We start from the raw sequence: 15,441 nt of genomic DNA, 5'->3' as shown, positions 1-15,441 counted from the left end.
CACTCCTTTGAACACGCCTCTGTCAAGGGGTGGGTGAGGTTGTGTTGAAGTGCCCGGCGCGAAACGGCACAGCGTGAGAGGCGCGCGTTTTCGGCGCGCGATCCATGTGCCGCCACCGGATGTGTAAACGACCACATCGCGAGCCGGCGTGAGCCGCCATGCTGACGGTCGGTCACTGCACGACAGGGGGTGGGCAGATGGCTGACGGAGCCGTCTACAAAACTTTGATGAGCGTGGACACCCGGGGATCGGGCAACTACCTCGACGGCGCGAAGCGACGGATGCGCGGACGGATCTACGACCTGGCCCACGCGTCCTTCGCGGCGGCGGGCGTGGCGAAGTCCATGCTGCACCTGGAAGACCGGGGGGACGGGTTCATCGCCGCCGTGGACGCGCGCATCCCGCCGGTCCGGCTGCTCGGCACCTGGCTGGCGGAGATGCACCAGCGTCAGCGGGTGGGCAACGAAGACCTGGCACGCCGGCTCGGCCTGCGCGTCGGACTGCACGTGGGTCCGGTGGAACACGACGAGGAGGGTCTGTCGGGCCATGCGATGGACCTGGTCTGCCGGCTGGCGGACTCATCGGTGACGCGGACGGTGCTGGAGCACTCGGGGCGCGATCTGGTCCTCGTGGTCTCCGACTCGCTGCACCACGAAGTGGTCCGGCACGGTGGGCGGTTCGTGGAGCCCTCCGCGTACCGCTCGGCCCGGGTCGCGCTGAAGGAGGGCCCGGTCACCGCGTGGTTCCACGTGCCGGGCGAGGCCCGGCCCCGGGTGCCGGACGACGAAGGGTTCGACACGCTTCCCGTGGACGCGCCGTCGGGGGAGAACGGGGGTGGCGCGTCCACGGGAACCCAGGCGGAAGACCGCTCACCGGGGAGGGAACCGGGGCACGCCGCCCCGGCCCCGGCCGGCCGGCCCGCCTCCGGCGAGGATCACCGGGCGCTCCGGGCTGAGGCGTGGCCGGTGGACACCGGTGGGGGCGCCCACTGGGACATCAAGGTGGAAGGCGGCACCAGCGTCGTCCAGGACCGCGCGACCTTCCAGGCACCGGTCCACTTCGGAGGCGGCGCGGGCGCGGCCCAGGAGGACTGGCCGACCAGCGGCGACAGGGCGCGCGGAGACCGCGGGGCGCAGAGCCGCGCCACGCCCGACGGTGGCGGACGAGCCACCGGCCGCGACGCCCCGGACAGCGCCCGGCGCGCGGGGGACGACAACGACCGCACCGGGGAGTCACATTGAGCGGCGACGGCGAGAACGGGAGCGCCGAGAGCGCCGGAGCCGGTGGGTCCGGGGGCGCGTCCCCCGGACCGGACCGGTGGCAGCCCGGGGACGAACCGGCGTGGCAGGACGGCGAACGGCGGCCCGGCCAGGGTTCCGGCGGGGACGCCGAGGGGGAGGCGGGGCCGGACGGCGACCGGGACCGGGCGGACGAGGCGGAGCGCGCGGAGCGGCGGGAACGTCAGGAGGAGCGTTTCCGGGAGGCGACCCGGGACCCGCTGGCCGACTCGGGGATGCCCGGCGAGGCACGCGCGGCGGCCCGGATCCAGCGGGCCGCGCAGGCCCGGTTCGACATCCGGGGCAACAGCAGCGTCTTCGACCGGACCAGTTTCGACCGCGCGCACTTCGGCGATGTGTACGTCGGCGCCCGGGACACGGCGGCGCCGGTCTTCGGGGACGTGCCCGAGGACGAGTTGGACCGGCTGCGCCAGGTCTACCGGGCCCCGGCGGGCTACCCCACGCTGAAGCGGGTCCTGCGCGGGCGCCGGGTGCTGGTGCTGGGCGGCCCGCCCGGCACGGGCCGCCTCACCACCGGGCTCTGCCTGCTGGACGAGGTCACCACCGCCGTACGCGACACGGCGCCCGGCGCGGCGAAGCCCGTACCCGAGGCGGCGGAGCCCGAGGGGCGGACGGGCACCGGAGTCCTCACCCGGGGCCGGGTCACCCGGCTCGCCCCGTCCGACCTGGGGCTGCTCTCCGCGGACCCGGGCGCGGTGGCGGACGGTGTGCTGGACGGCGGTGGCCTGCTGGTTCAACTCCCGGAGAACACGGGGGGCTTCAGCCCACCGCAGGAGCTGCACCTGGACGCGCTCGCCGCGCGGCTCGCCGCGAAGGGGTCGTACGCGGTGCTGGTCGTCTCCCCCTCCTCGCCCGCCGGACATCTGCTGGGAGGGCGCTACGGCCTGGCGTGCCCGCCGGCGCCCGCCGGGGAACTCCTGGAGTGGCAGCTCGTAAGACACCTGGCCGACTGCCCGGACCCGGACGCGCTGGGCCGGGGCGAACAGATCCTCAAGCACCCGCTGTTCCTGGACGCGCTCGGCATCCTCCCGGAGGCGCTGCGGCCGTCCGAGACCGAGCTGGTCGCGGAACGGGTGGCCCGGCATGTGCGCGGCGAGCTCGGCCGGGACGAGCTCCTGGACGCCTGCGGCCAGATCGCACGCCGGCAGGCCCGCGAGTGGTTCACCGGGGCGGCCGACGCGCTGCCCGCGGCGCCCGAGCCCGCTCGGGCCAGGACGGACGGGCCGGTGGACACCACCGCCTCACGGGTACGGGAGGCCTCGTTCCGGATCGCGCTCGCGGTGCTGGACGGGGAGGCGGTCAGCTCGGTGGCCGACGCCGCCGAACTTCTCGCCCAGCAGATCCTCGCCGTACGGATGCCCGGGCGGGCGCACGGGCGGCCGGTGTTCGCGGAGGACTGGGAGGGGCTGCTCGCCGCCTGCCGGGCCGATGTGCGCACCGGCGAGGAGGAGTCGGTGGGCGGGGTGCCCGTGCCGGTCCGCACGGTCGCCTACCGGGGCACGGCGCTGGCCGGCTCGGTGCTGGCGGAGGTCTGGCACCGGCATCACGCGGCCCGCGGTCCGGTGACACGCTGGCTGCGCGACCTGGCGGGCGACCCCCGGCCGCAGGTGTGGGTGCGCGCCGCCGTGGTGGCGGGCGAACTCGCCACCGCCGACCTCGGGTACGGCTTCTCGGAACTGATCCGGCCGCTGTCAGTGGCCAAGGACACCCGGCGCCGCTTCTTCGCCGCGACCGCGCTGGCCCAGGCCGCCGGCCGCGAGCCGTACCGGTCGGCGGTGCGGGGCGTGGTCGAGGACTGGGCGGGCGCCCCGGTGGCGGCGCTGCGCTGGACGGCGGCGCTGGCCCTCGGCTCCGGCCGGATCGTGGACGACACCCGGCAGGCCATGGAGCTGCTGTGCGGCATCGGTGGCCGGGACGAGGGCGCCCAGGCGCTCGTCGCCTCGTACGGCGCGGCCCGGCTGGTGGCCGGCAGCCGGGCCGGGGAGGCGGCCACCGTGCTGCGCGACTGGTCCGAGCACGGCTCCGCCGAGCAGCTGAACCTGGCGATGCTCTGTGCCGTACGGCTGTTCTGCGCGCGGACCGACGACATGTGGCAGGCGGAGGAGAGCGACGGCCCCGGCGCGCCTCCCGCGGACGCCGCCAGGTCCGTCCCGGCATCCGTCAGCCGGGTGTGGGGGCCGGGCGGGGTGCGGCTCGCGGGCGGGATGCCGGGGCAGCCGGGCGGTGCCGGGCAGCACGCGCGGACCGGGCAGGACGAACGACCGCCGGTGCCGCGCGCGTCCGTCGAGGTGACCGACGCGGAGCTGGCCCGGCGGGCGCACTGGCCGCTCGCGCTCGCGGTGGCCGTGGCGGTGGAGAGCGCGGCCGAGCCGCTGGCGGACCTGCTGTGGCGGTCGCTGGCGAACCGGCTGTCGCACGAGAGCGCGACGGAGGGTCTGGCGACCTGGTTGCGGGCGGCCGAGGCGGACGCCGCGGTGCCCGGACGGGCGGGGCGCGCCTATGTGTTCGAGCAGGCGGCCGCGGAGGAGCCGGCCGACGGCACGGCCGGCCGGCGCGGGGAGATCCTCCAGGCGCTGCTGTGGCTGCTGCCCCGGATGATCCGCGGCCGTCGGGACGCCGAACGGCTGCGCTGGCTGCTGCGGTTGATGGCGGACGCGCCGGAGGAACCGATGACCGCCGCCTTCGCCCGCCATGTGGTGGCCGCGATGGCGGCGACGGGACGCGGCCAGGGCGGCCGGGGGGAGGAGCAGAGGTGACGGCGGGACAAGAAGAGGAACTGGTGATCCCGGAGAACCTCGCCGGACCGTTCCTGCGCGAACGGATCGTGCAGGGACGGGGGTTCAAGCACTGGGGCGCGCAGGTGGCCTCCGTGCTCTACTACCAGGACGGTGGGCACAGTGTGATCACCGCGCGGGGCGCCGACCACCGCGACCGGCTCAGCCGGTGGTCCCGGCCGACCAGTGTCTGCGAGGTCGCCTGCGGGCGGCACACGACCTCGTTCGCGCTGAAGCTGCCCGCCTACGGCTCGGCGACCTTCTTCGAGACCCGGGTGAAACTGCGCTGGGAGGTCATCGACTACCGACTGGTGGTGGAGAAGCGCCTGTTCAGCGTCGAGGACGACCTCGGGCCCGAGATCGTGGACCGGCTCCAGGGCGTCACCACCGGGTACTCCGTGGACCAGGCGCACGAGGCCAACCAGGCCGTACGGCTGGACATCGAGGCGGGCCGTTGGGCCGACCTCGGGCAGGAGGTGGGACTGCGTACCAAGGTGTTCGTCGAGGTGGGCACCGACCGCACGCAGATCGGCTTCGTCAGCCAGACCCGCAAGGATGAGGCGGAGGCCCAGCGGGTGACCGCCCGCTTCCGGGGGTTCGCGGCGATCGCGCACGGCACCGACGCGGAGAAGTACGCCTATCTGATGGCGTCCGGCAGCACCGAGGAGGTCGGCCGGCTGGTCAAGATGATGATGGAGAGCCAGGCCGAGGAGCAGCGCGCCAACCGCGAGTTCCTGGTCAGGATGGCGCACGAGGGGCGGGTGAACACCCCCGAACTGGACGCGTACATCCGCCGGATGGTGCTTCCCGGCCGGGCGGCGGACCAGCCTGCGCTCCCGGCGCTCGAACCCCGTGCCGCGCTCCCGCCCGCGCCCGTCGCCCCGGCCGCCACGACAGGAGCGGCCCGGCAGGACTGGCCGGACACCGCGGCGCGCGGGGACACGGCCGCGTACGACGCCCCGGAGCGCGGGACGGCGCGGACCGCCGGGGCGCCGCGCCAGGAGGAGGACGACTGGTGGGGCGAGCCGCAGGAGACCGTCGGGTACGAGACCGGTCCGCCGGCGGCGCGGGACGGGTACGGCAGGTCCGCGCACATCGGCGAGCGCGGCCACGAGCACACCTACGGCGGATCCTCCTCCCCGGGTGCCGGGCGCGCGGCGTCCGGGGCCGGGTCCCGTGACCGGGTCGACGAAGAGGACGACGACATCTGGGGCGGCCCGTCGGACGGGGACCCGGGCGGCCGGCGGTGACGGCCGCACAGGGCGCGCCGGCGTCCGCCGTCCCGGAGACGCGGTTCGTCGCCGAGCGGCTGCTGGCCACGGTCCGTGAGGACACCGGGCGGGCGGACATCAAGGCGTCGGTGCTGCTGTCGGTGTCCCTGGGTGTGCCGCCCCTGGTGGTCGGGGTGGGGCAGCGCCCGCCGGACCGGCCCTCCGTGGTGTGGCTGGTGCTGGTCGGGGCGGGGCTGCTGATGTGGCTGGCGGGGTCCGTGTCACTCGTTCGGGCGGTGTTGCCGCATGGCGGAACTGAGCGGGTGGGGCCCGGCATCACCTTCTTCGCCGATGTCGTCGCGGTGCACACGGCGGCCGGGGCGGGCGGCGTGGCCGAGGCGGTGGGCAGGGCGGGCGAGGACGTCACGGCCTGGCTGCTGACCCAGGCCGTGGATCACAGCCACATCCTCATGCGGAAGTACCGGTGCATCCGCTGGGGAGCGGTCTGGCTGGTACCGGGGGCTCTGTCGGCGACGGCCGGGCTGCTGCTCGGCTGACCCCGGCGCGCCAAGGCGCGGACGGCGGCACCGGCTGCCGTCACCCGGGGCGCACGCGGGCCCGCATCGGCTTCGCATGCCCGACATCTACGCCTATCAAGTGACAGTTGAGGGAGACGACATGGACGCATACGACACCGCACCGGTGCGCGGCGGCCCGGGACGCGCGGCACGGGGGCGAGGGGGACGTACGGCGTCCGACACCCGTACGACATACGACACCGGTACGGCAACCGCTACGCGGCGTGGAGCAGTTGGCGCCGGTACCGCGCCGGGCGCCCGCGCGGCGCGCCGTACGGAATCCGCCGGACGGCGAGGGCTCGGTGCCCGGCGGGCCGCCGCCGTGCTGGCGCTGCTGCTGCTCGGGCAGACCGCGCTCGGCCGGACAGCCCCGCCCACGCCGCTCGCCCCGGCCGCGTCGACCGCCACGGACGCCGTGGACCTGGCCGTGGCGGTGGACGAGTCGAACTCTCTGAGCGCGGCCGACGTGGAGCGGGAGCGGGACGCCGCCGGGCGGATCGCGGTCGGGGAGATATCCCCGGCGTCGCGGATGACGGTGCTGGGGTTCGCCAGCGCCGACAACGACGACCAGAGCCCGGTGGACGAGGTGTGCCCGACCACCGCGCTCGACGCGGTGGCCCGGGAGAAGATGGACGGCTGCATCGGCAAGCTGGCCCGGCGCGGCACGGGACAGGGCACCGGGACCGACTTCCCGAACGCGATCAGGCAGGCCGTGACCCGGCTGAGCGAACGCGACGGCAGCCGCCCGCGCATCCTGTTCCTGCTCACCGACGGCAAGCTGGACGTGACCGACAGCCCCTCCTACGGCACCGACGAGGAGAGCCGCACGGAGAACGGCCGCCGTGAGCTGACCAAGGCGCTGGCCGAGGCGCGCGCCGCGAAGGTGCAGATCTGGCCGCTCGGCTTCGGCGACGACGTCGACATGGACGCGCTGCGGGACATGGCGCAAGGCGGCTACCGGGGCGGGTGCGCCGACCTGGAGGCGGCCCGCCCCCGCGCGGACAGGGCGACGGATTCCCAGACCCTGGGCGACGCCGTGCAGCGTGCCTTCGCCGGGGCCCGCTGCCTGGTCACCGACCCACCCCGCAAGGACACACCGCCCGCGGACATCTCCGTACCGCTGTCCCCGCTGGCGACGCTCGCCACCATCGTCGTCTCCAAGGGCGACCGCGCGGTGCGGGCCACGTACTACGACCCGCGCGGCCGGAAGGTCGAGCCCGGCAGCCGGTCCGACGGCTCGACGTTCACGTCGGCCGGGTCCGGTGGCGAGGTGGAATCGCTGCGCATCACCGACCCCCGGCCGGGCCGCTGGCAGGTCCGGCTCGACGCTCCGCAGGGCCACCGGGACCGGCTGGCCAGTGTCTCCGTGCAGTGGCGGGGTGCCGTGCGCTCCTCCATCGTGATGACGCCCGCCGCGCCCCGGCCGGGCGAGAAGGCCCGCGTCGAACTGACCCTCCAGACGCGCGACGAGCAGGGCATCGGCGACCCCGCGGACCTGCGCAGGCTGCGGGTCTCCGGGCGGCTGACCGGTGACGGTTTCGAACCCCTGGACCTGGCGCTCTCCGACGGCGGGGACGACGGGGACGAGAAGGCCGCCGACGGCCGCTTCACCGGCGCCGTGACGATCCCCCGGGCGGCGAAAGGCGCGCTCAAGGCCGTCGGAGTGCTCGGTGCGGTCGGGCTGACCGCCGATCACCGCCCGTTCCTGACCCGTACCGCCTCGCCCAACCCCGAGGTGCGGGCCGGGCTCCGGGTGGACGACGCCGAGGTGCACCCCGGCGGCAGCGTGCCGTTCCGGCTGCTGGCGTCCAACGACTCGGACCGGCCGCACACCCTGCGCCTGGCGCTGCGGGACACCGAGCCGGGCGCCGTCGCCCTCTCCCTCACCGAGGTCACGCTGGCCCCCGGCGACTCCGTGGACCGGGCCGGCCGGCTCACCGTCGGCGGGCAGCTGAGCCCGCGCGAACTGAGCGCGCGGGTGGAGGTGTCGGACGCGGACGACTCCGCCCGGCCGCTCGACGCGAAGCTGGTGAAGGTGGACATCACGCCGGTGCCCTCCTGGCCGCATCGGGTCTGGGACGCGTGGTGGTGGGCGCTGGTCACCGGCGCCGTGCTGCTGGCCGCGTCGCTCGTCTGGTTCGTGTGGCACCGCAGGCAGGCACGCGAGGGCGTCTCACCGGGCGGACTGCTGCTCCGGCTCACCGTGTCCGACGAATCCGGGGAGCGGACGACCAGCGAGACGACGGTGCCCCGCAAGCGCGACCCCTGGTACCGGTTCGACGTGTCCGGCCCGGACGGCCCCAGCCCCCGTCTGGACCCGTCCCCCACCGGCCGGTACGCCGTGCAGCGCGACCCGCGTACCGGGGTCCGGCTGCGCACCCCGGACGGGCGCGACCAGTCGTATCCGCTGGCCCGTGAGATCCCGCTGGAGGGCCGGGTCCGGCTGCGGGCGGAGCGTGGCGCGGTGGGCCGCCGGCCCGCGGCCCGGCGCTCACCCCGCCGGCTCGCGGACCTGCTGCCCCGCTGGCTGCGGCCCGTCCCGGCGCCGTCCGACCGGAGGGACGCGGACGACCTCGGAGGGCGGGACCCGTACGGCGGTTCCTCGTACGGCGGTTCCTCGCACCGGGGTTCCTCCTACGACGACGAATTCGACGAGGCCACCTGACACCGGAGAACGGACGACCGGTGGCCGGGCCGCCCCACGAGACGGCCCGGCCACCGGAACCGCACCACCAGCCCACGACAGGTCCTCCCTCGGGACCCGGGGCCCATCGAACGTCCGGTGCGCGGGCACCGGACAGGGGGGGAAACGAAGCCATGAAGATCTTCCAGCCGATGCTGTTCGTCGGCCTCGGCGGCACAGGCGGCCTGATCGGCGCCGAACTGGAGCGCCGGCTGCGCGCCGAACTCTGCGGTCCGGACGGCACCGCCCTCACGGGCAACGGCCGGCTGCCCTACGAACTGCCCGGTTGCCTGCAGTTCGTGTACGCCGACTACAGCGAGGCGGAGCTGGGCCGGCTGCCGCATCTGAGCGCGGACACCGCGCTGCGGCAGGCCTACAGCCGCACCTCGCGCGCCACGCACGACCTGCTGCCCGCCGACTACGACAGTTCGCCCGAGGTGACCCGGATGCTGCGCGCGCTGCTGCGCGACGAGGTGTCCGACTGGCTGCCGCCGCACGGTGGCGAACCCAAGATCAACCCGCTGCGCAACGGTGCCGGCCAGCTGCCCACGGTGGGCCGCGCGGCGCTGTTCGCCACCCTCGCCAACGGTCCCGCGCCGGTGCTGACCCCGCTGCACCGGGCCATCGACGCGATCGCCGGGTCCGGCGGGGAACTCCAGGAGGTGGGCGGCGACACCATCAACGGCTGCGACGTGTTCGTGGCGTTCTCGGTGGCCGGCGGAACCGGCGCGGGCATCTTCCTGGACTACCTGCATCTGATCGGGCAGGCGTTCAAGGACAAGAAGTTCCGGGGCGCGCGTATCTATCCGCTGGTGGTCATGCCGTCGGCGTTCCCCGAGGCCAAGGGTGGCGGCCGGGAGGCCGAACTCAACGCCGCCCGCGCGGTGGTGGACCTGTCCCGGCTGGTGGACGAGCAGAACGCGCCGGACGCGGAGGCGGAACTGGGTGACGTGGACCTCCAGGAGTCGCTGCGCATCCGCTACCCGCAGACCCACCCGGTGTCGCTGCGGCCGGGCACCGTGCCCACCGCGTTCCTGTTCAGCCAGACGGCCGGCATCCGCCCCGACGACCTGCGCCGCTCCATCGTCTCCCTGGTGGTGTCCCTGATCGGCACCGACCTCAACCTGGGCGAGGCCAAGGGCGGCGGACGCGACGACGACTACCAGACGTTCGCCAGCAACTTCGTCAACGGCGACATCAGCCGCCGGACTCGCTCCGCGACCGGTATCGGCCGCAAGGGCATCTCCACCAGCCTGGTCGCGTCGATGACGGCACCGCTGGACGAGCTGGCCGAACTGGTCGCGGCCAAGATGCTGGCCCACGCGGTGACCGGACTGACTGACGTCTCCGCCGCCGTACCGCACGAGACGGCGCCACTGGTCCGGGAGATGTTCACCGCCGCCGGGCTGGGCGAGCTGTGGCGGCGCGAGCCCTTGGAGGTGACCGAGCCGGATCCGCTGCCGCGCGGCAGCGGCGAGATCGAGACCGCGCTGCGGGACCGGCTGGAGCAGATGCGCCGGCTGCTGGCCGACCTGGAACGGCAGGTCGCGCATCGCATGCCGGTGCTGGTGGAGGGCTTCTCACCGCGCGCGGCGGTCGAGCAACTGCTGCTCAAGACCGACCTGTTCACGCTGGGCCGGGTGGTGTCGGGGGTGCCCGGCGAGACCAACACGGTGGCCCGGCTCGGCTTCCTCGGCATGCTCGACAACCGCCGGCAGGACCCGGCGCGGCCCGCCGGAGTCGAGGTGCAGCCGCCACCGGTGCCGAGGATCAGAGGCCGGGTGGTGGGGCCCCGGCTGCGCTGGGCGGACGACGAGGTGGCCGCCGCGCTGGAGGAACAGGACCGCTGGTACAAGTGGCGGGCCCGCACGGTCTGGCACCGCGCCTGGAGCGAGCACGAGCCCCGCTGGCGGCAGGCCGCGAATCTGCTGCGCAACGAGGTGCACGCGGTCGCCGACGCGTTCCGCAAGCACGTGGACGACCAGCCGCGCGCACACGCCGCGCAGGTCAAGGAGCTGTACGACGACCGTACGGGCGTCTCCTACCTGCTGCCCCCGCAGGGCAATCTGGGCCGTTTCTACCAGGCGCTGATGGAGCGTCTGGTGGAGAGTCACCAGCTCGGGCCCAACGGCGACGAGGCCGCGCTGCTGCACAAGCTGGTCGACGCCGAGCTGCGCCGCAGCGCCTTCGCGGCCGGCCGCTACTCGCCGGACGCGGCCGTGTCGGAGGTGAAGGCCGCGTTCAAGCACCGGGTGCAGCGGTTGTTCTCCGAGCGTGCCGATGGCCGGCAGGCCCGCGCGCTGCTGCCCAGGATGAGCACGCTGCTGGCCGCCGAGGCGGGCGACGCCGAAGCGTCCCAGCAGGTCAGCGCGCGGGCTCTGGAGCAGTTCCGGTACAAGCTGGCCGGTCTGCTGCCGGCCGCGTTCACGCCCGAGGGCAACGGGCGGCTGAAGGTGCTCATCACCTATCCGGGCTCGCGCCGGGTGACGGTGGACAACTACCTGGAGAAGCATCTGCGTCTGCCTCCCGACAGTCAGCGCACCATCGAGTACCGGGCCGTGGACACCGACTCGATCTCCGTGGTGCTGTTCCGCAGCGAGATGAGCCTCACCGAGGTGCCGGAGGCCCGCAAGGTGCTGCGCCAGTGGGCCAGGGCGCAGGAGAACCGCCGCGACGAGGACGTGCTGCGCTGGCGGCAGCGGCTGGGGTATCGCGACGACTGGCTGGCGAGCACACCCGACGACCGGGCGCACATCCTGAACCGGCTGCTGTGCGCGCTGTGGAACGGCCAGATCGACTACCAGGGCGACCCGGCGTCCCCGCAACGGCTGCGCATCCGGCTGCACGACGACGCCGGCCAGGACGCGCTCGGCATCCAGCTGGCGCTCACCGACTTCCAGGACGGCATCTCCAGCTGGGCCGGGCTGCTGCGGGCGTACGAGCGCTGGGCGCTGCTGGCGGAGGAGAACATCGTGCAGAGCTACTGCAAGGTGGTGATGAACACGCTGCCGCGCGGGCTCGGCACCTCGGGAAGCGAGCCCTCGGAGCTGTACCTGAAGCTGGTCCACGAGGTGGCGCCGCGTCAGCTGCGGCTGCTGGACGAGCGGGAGCGGCGCTACGGCGCACGGGTGACCGACTGGACGCGCCGACTGCGCGAGTTCTGGGCGGAGACCCTCCCCGACGCGCTCGACCTGCCCTTCCCGGAGGGCGAGAACCGTGCCCACCCGACGCTGCGCGAACTGGAGGCGTGGGTCCGCGAGAGCCGGAGCGCGGGCGAGGACCCGCGGCACCGGGAGGAGGAGCGGTGGGTCTCCGACCGCGCCTCGGACGGGCCCTCGGCCCGGGTCCGGGACCGGTCCTGGGAGCAGCGCCCCGACGAGCGTCCGCAGTCCCCCGGCCGGGCGGACGGCGGGCGGTCCGCCGATCCGTACGGGGCGGCGGGCGGCGCCGCGCCCCGGCGCGCCGACGGCTGGGACGTGCCCGCACACGGCAGGCCGGGCGGCGACGGCGGGCCGGACGCGGGCAGCCTGCCGGAGGGTGTGCCGTCCGCCCGGCCCGGCCCCGCGCCCGGTGCCCCGCACGCCGGGGAGGTGCCCGCCGCCCGGCACGGCGGCGACGAGGACGCGCGGTGGCCGTCGTCGGCCCCGCACGACGAGCGGACCCGGCACTGGCCGGACACCCCTCCCCCGGCCGCCGGGGTTCCGGCGGAAGGTCCGCGCCAGGACGTGGGCCGGACAGCGCCGCCGGACCCGGGCCGGGTCCGCTCGGTGCCGCCCGCCGGCCGTCCCACGGCACGGCAGGCGCCGGCCGGGTGGCCCGCGCCGGGACCGTCGCCCGCTCGGGCGCCGGAGTACCCGCCTTTCCCGCGTGCCGCCGAACCCGACCCGGGCTGGCCCGGCGCCGGTTCCGCCGCGCCGTGGGGCATCTCGGACGCGGACGGCGACGCCGACTGGCCCGACGAGGAGATCACGTCCGACGGGGACGAGGCCCGCGAGAGCCGGGAGTGGCACGCGTGAGCGCGATGGGGAGCCCGGTGGTCGTCCTCGACTTCCGGGGCGGCCGGGACGTACCCGCGGACGGCGCCGATCTGCGCCGCCGGGTGGGCGCGCGGCTGCCGGACAGCGGCCGGGGCGACGCCGGGGACCTGCGGTTCCTGGTGGTGGACGAGCCCGACGGGCTGACGGCGCACGCGGCGGCGTACGAACTGGTCGCGGCGGCCCCGACGTTGGGCGCGGTGAGCCTGCTCTGCCTGGTCGTCGGCGACCTGGAGCGGTCCCGGTCCGCGAGCCCGCCGTCCCCGGACGCGCCGTACCGGACCGCGTCGTTCCCGGGCCCGGAGGACCGGGACGCGTCGTACCCGGACGACCGCCCGGTGGAGGGTGGGCGTCGGCTGCGGCTGGCGTCCGTGCTGCAGTCCTCCGGTACGGGGGTGCTGTGGGCACCCGATCCGCGGGCGGGCCACGATCCGCGCACCACCGACCCGGCCGCGGAAACCGAGGCGGCGCTGGCCGCGCTGACCGATCTGCTGCGGGTGCCGGAGATCTTCGACAAGGTGCTGTCCGAACTGCACGACTCCCCGGTGTCGGTGGCCACGCTGTCCCTGCGGGTACTGGAGCACGATCTGACACCGGACGCGCGGGACAGCGCGTGGACCGGCGCGCTGGCCCGGTTCGCCGGGGGCGAGGTGCCGGTGGCCGGGCCGCCCGATGCCCAGGAACTCCCGTCGGCGCTGGCCGAGTTGCTCGGCCCGGGCCCGGAACGTCCGGTGACGGCGCTGCTCCGTCCGGGCGGCCCCGCCGACGCCGCCCGCGCCGCCTGTGTGCGGGCCGTGGACGACCTGGCCGAGGCGCGGGCCGGGCTGAGCTCGGCGGGAGCACTCCTGACGGGCCGCCAGGTCGCGGACTCGGTGCCCTCGGCGATGGCACGGGCGATGGAGTCGCTGCACCGGTACCGGGACGTGGTGGCCGGTGTGCTGCGGGACAGCGGCTCGCCCGGCGTCCCGCACGGCGACGCGCTGGCCCGGCTCGCCGACGGGGGTGTGGCGTTGCCGGAGGAGACGTGGCTGCGCCGGTCGCGTGGCGGCGAGTCGGACGAGGGGCTGGAGCGCTGCACCGCGCGCTGGCTGACCTCGGGGCTGCCGCTGCGCGCGGTCGCGGCCCGGCTGTCGGCGCTCGCCGAACGGGTCGCTCCGACACCGTCCGCCGCCCGGCTGCGGGATCTGGAGCGGGCGTGCCCGGAGGAGTCGTTGGGACGGATGTCGGCGGCGGTGCCGCTGTACTTCGCCCGCGCCCGTGCGGGGCAGCTGGTGCCGACGGCGCTGGCCGCCTTCGTCTGCGCGCTCGCGCCATGGCCCGGCACATTGCTCGCGCTGCTGCCCGCGGCGGTGTTCCTGCTCGGCGGCGCACTGGCCGGCGCGGTCCGGCCGGGCCGGGCGGCGGGCGGCCGGGTGCACCGGGCGGAACTGGCCCGTGCCCTCTCCCTGTCGGCCGGCGCGGGTGCCGGGTTCGGTCTCACCCTGGTGGTGAGCGTCCCGCGCGAGCTGGTGCTCGGGGGTGTGCTGACCGGGGTGCTCGGTGCGGCGCTGTGCGTCGGGGCCTGGTGGCGCCGCGCGGTGGCCGACTGGTGGGAGGCGACCGGCACCTGTGAACTCGGGCCGTGTCTGGCCCGGGTGGACGCCGTCCTGGCGGACGCGCTGCGCCGGCAGTGGTGGGCGGCCGAGGAACGCACCCGGTGCGCGGACGGCGCCCGGACGCTCGCGGCGGTGCTGCGGGGCGCGGCCGTCGAGGCGGACGCGGGACACCCGGTGTCCGGCCCGCCGTACACCTCCGGCGTGGGACCGGCCGGTGCGGACGGCTGGTCCGACCCCGGCTGGGACGAGTCGTCCTGGCCGGACGACCGGGCGGAGGCCCCCGGCGCCTGGCAGGTTCCGGCGCGGCCGGACGCGACACAGGGGTACGCGGCACCCCCGTACGCGTGGCACCCGGCCCCGGCACGGCAGTACTCGCCCGGGCCGTACCCGCCAGGCCCGGACCGCTCGGAGCCGGACCCGTCGGAACCGGACTCGTCCTGGCCGGACGCCGACTGGCCCGAAGCCGACTGGCCCGACGCCCCGGCGGCAGGTGCGTCGGCCGACGGCCGGGCCGAGCCTGCCGACGCGCCCGGCGGCCGCGCCCGGCATGTGCCCCGGGTGGACCCGCCCTGGCTGCACCGGGGCGCGGCCGAGGGCGGCCCCGACCTGGTGCCCACCCTGGTGGCCGACCTGGCCGACGCGACGGTGGCCGCGCTGCACGGCCACACCGGCTCCCACGGCGGTGCGGGCGGTACCGGGCCAGTGGGCGGGGCGCCGACCACGCTGGAGGCCGCCGTGTCCCGGGCCATCGCGGCGGCCGGGCTGAGCCTGCGCGACAACGGGGTGGTGCCCGCCCCGCCCTACGCCCGGCAGGACCGGCCACGGGGAGACGCCTCGGCCCTGCTCGGCATCGGGGCGCAGCGGGTCCGGGACGTGCTCAACACCGGTTCGGATCAGGGCAGGCCACTGCTGCTGTGCCCCCCGGCGCAGCTCTCGCTGCTCAGCCGGGACCCGGCCGAGGCGCGGTCCATCGCGTTCGCCCCGCAGGCCGTACGGCCCGCGGTGGAGGTGCGCGCGGGTGGGCTCGGCCCCGACGGCGTACCGGCGGCGATGGTGTGGACGGAGTCCGGCCGTTTCGCCGGCACGCTACGGCTGGTCCCGCTGCGTGCCGGTGTGGTGGAGAACGTGCGCGTGCGCACCTGGGCCGACGACGGTCCCCTCCCCGGCCCGGACCGCGGCCCGACCGGAACCGTCCCGGATCCCGGCGAGGAATGGGCGCAGCGGTGAACCGTACCCGTACGACGACGACCGACCGCGCCCCGGGCGCA

The 15,441-nt window shown here is 75.8% G+C and carries 7 protein-coding genes; all 7 read left to right on the top strand.

All coding sequences use genetic code 11. The annotated features are described in order from the left end of the window. Nucleotides 1-197: 197 nt before the first annotated feature. Nucleotides 198-1,241: a hypothetical protein gene (locus AC0665_RS21015; RefSeq protein ID WP_478705551.1), complete on the top strand. Its 1,044-nt coding sequence runs from the start codon at nucleotides 198-200 to the stop codon at nucleotides 1,239-1,241. Continuing rightward, the gene (locus AC0665_RS21010; protein ID WP_478705550.1) at nucleotides 1,238-4,054 is read left to right on the top strand and encodes an ATP-binding protein; all 2,817 of its coding nucleotides are present in this window, start codon (nucleotides 1,238-1,240) and stop codon (nucleotides 4,052-4,054) included. The genes AC0665_RS21015 and AC0665_RS21010 overlap by 4 nt, the downstream gene beginning before the upstream one ends. Then, nucleotides 4,051-5,322 (top strand): hypothetical protein, encoded by a 1,272-nt coding sequence (locus tag AC0665_RS21005; protein WP_478604365.1) that lies wholly within the window; start codon nucleotides 4,051-4,053, stop codon nucleotides 5,320-5,322. The genes AC0665_RS21010 and AC0665_RS21005 overlap by 4 nt, the downstream gene beginning before the upstream one ends. Next, nucleotides 5,319-5,840 (top strand): Pycsar system effector family protein, encoded by a 522-nt coding sequence (locus tag AC0665_RS21000; RefSeq protein WP_468631437.1) that lies wholly within the window; start codon nucleotides 5,319-5,321, stop codon nucleotides 5,838-5,840. The genes AC0665_RS21005 and AC0665_RS21000 overlap by 4 nt, the downstream gene beginning before the upstream one ends. Nucleotides 5,841-5,961: 121 nt before the next feature. Then, nucleotides 5,962-8,526, top strand: coding sequence for a vWA domain-containing protein (locus AC0665_RS20995; RefSeq protein ID WP_478705549.1), 2,565 nt, complete (start codon nucleotides 5,962-5,964; stop codon nucleotides 8,524-8,526). A gap of 152 nt (nucleotides 8,527-8,678) precedes the next feature. Continuing rightward, nucleotides 8,679-12,560 carry a tubulin-like doman-containing protein gene (locus AC0665_RS20990; RefSeq protein ID WP_478705548.1) on the top strand — a complete coding sequence of 1,294 codons (3,882 nt, stop codon included), beginning with the start codon at nucleotides 8,679-8,681 and terminating at the stop codon, nucleotides 12,558-12,560. Continuing rightward, nucleotides 12,557-15,400: a hypothetical protein gene (locus tag AC0665_RS20985; protein WP_478705547.1), complete on the top strand. Its 2,844-nt coding sequence runs from the start codon at nucleotides 12,557-12,559 to the stop codon at nucleotides 15,398-15,400. Before AC0665_RS20990 ends, AC0665_RS20985 begins: the two co-directional genes overlap by 4 nt. Nucleotides 15,401-15,441: the final 41 nt, after the last annotated feature.

The sequence above is a fragment of the Streptomyces sp. NPDC043685 genome (assembly GCF_056436585.1).
This window is presented reverse-complemented; position numbering and strand designations above follow the sequence as displayed.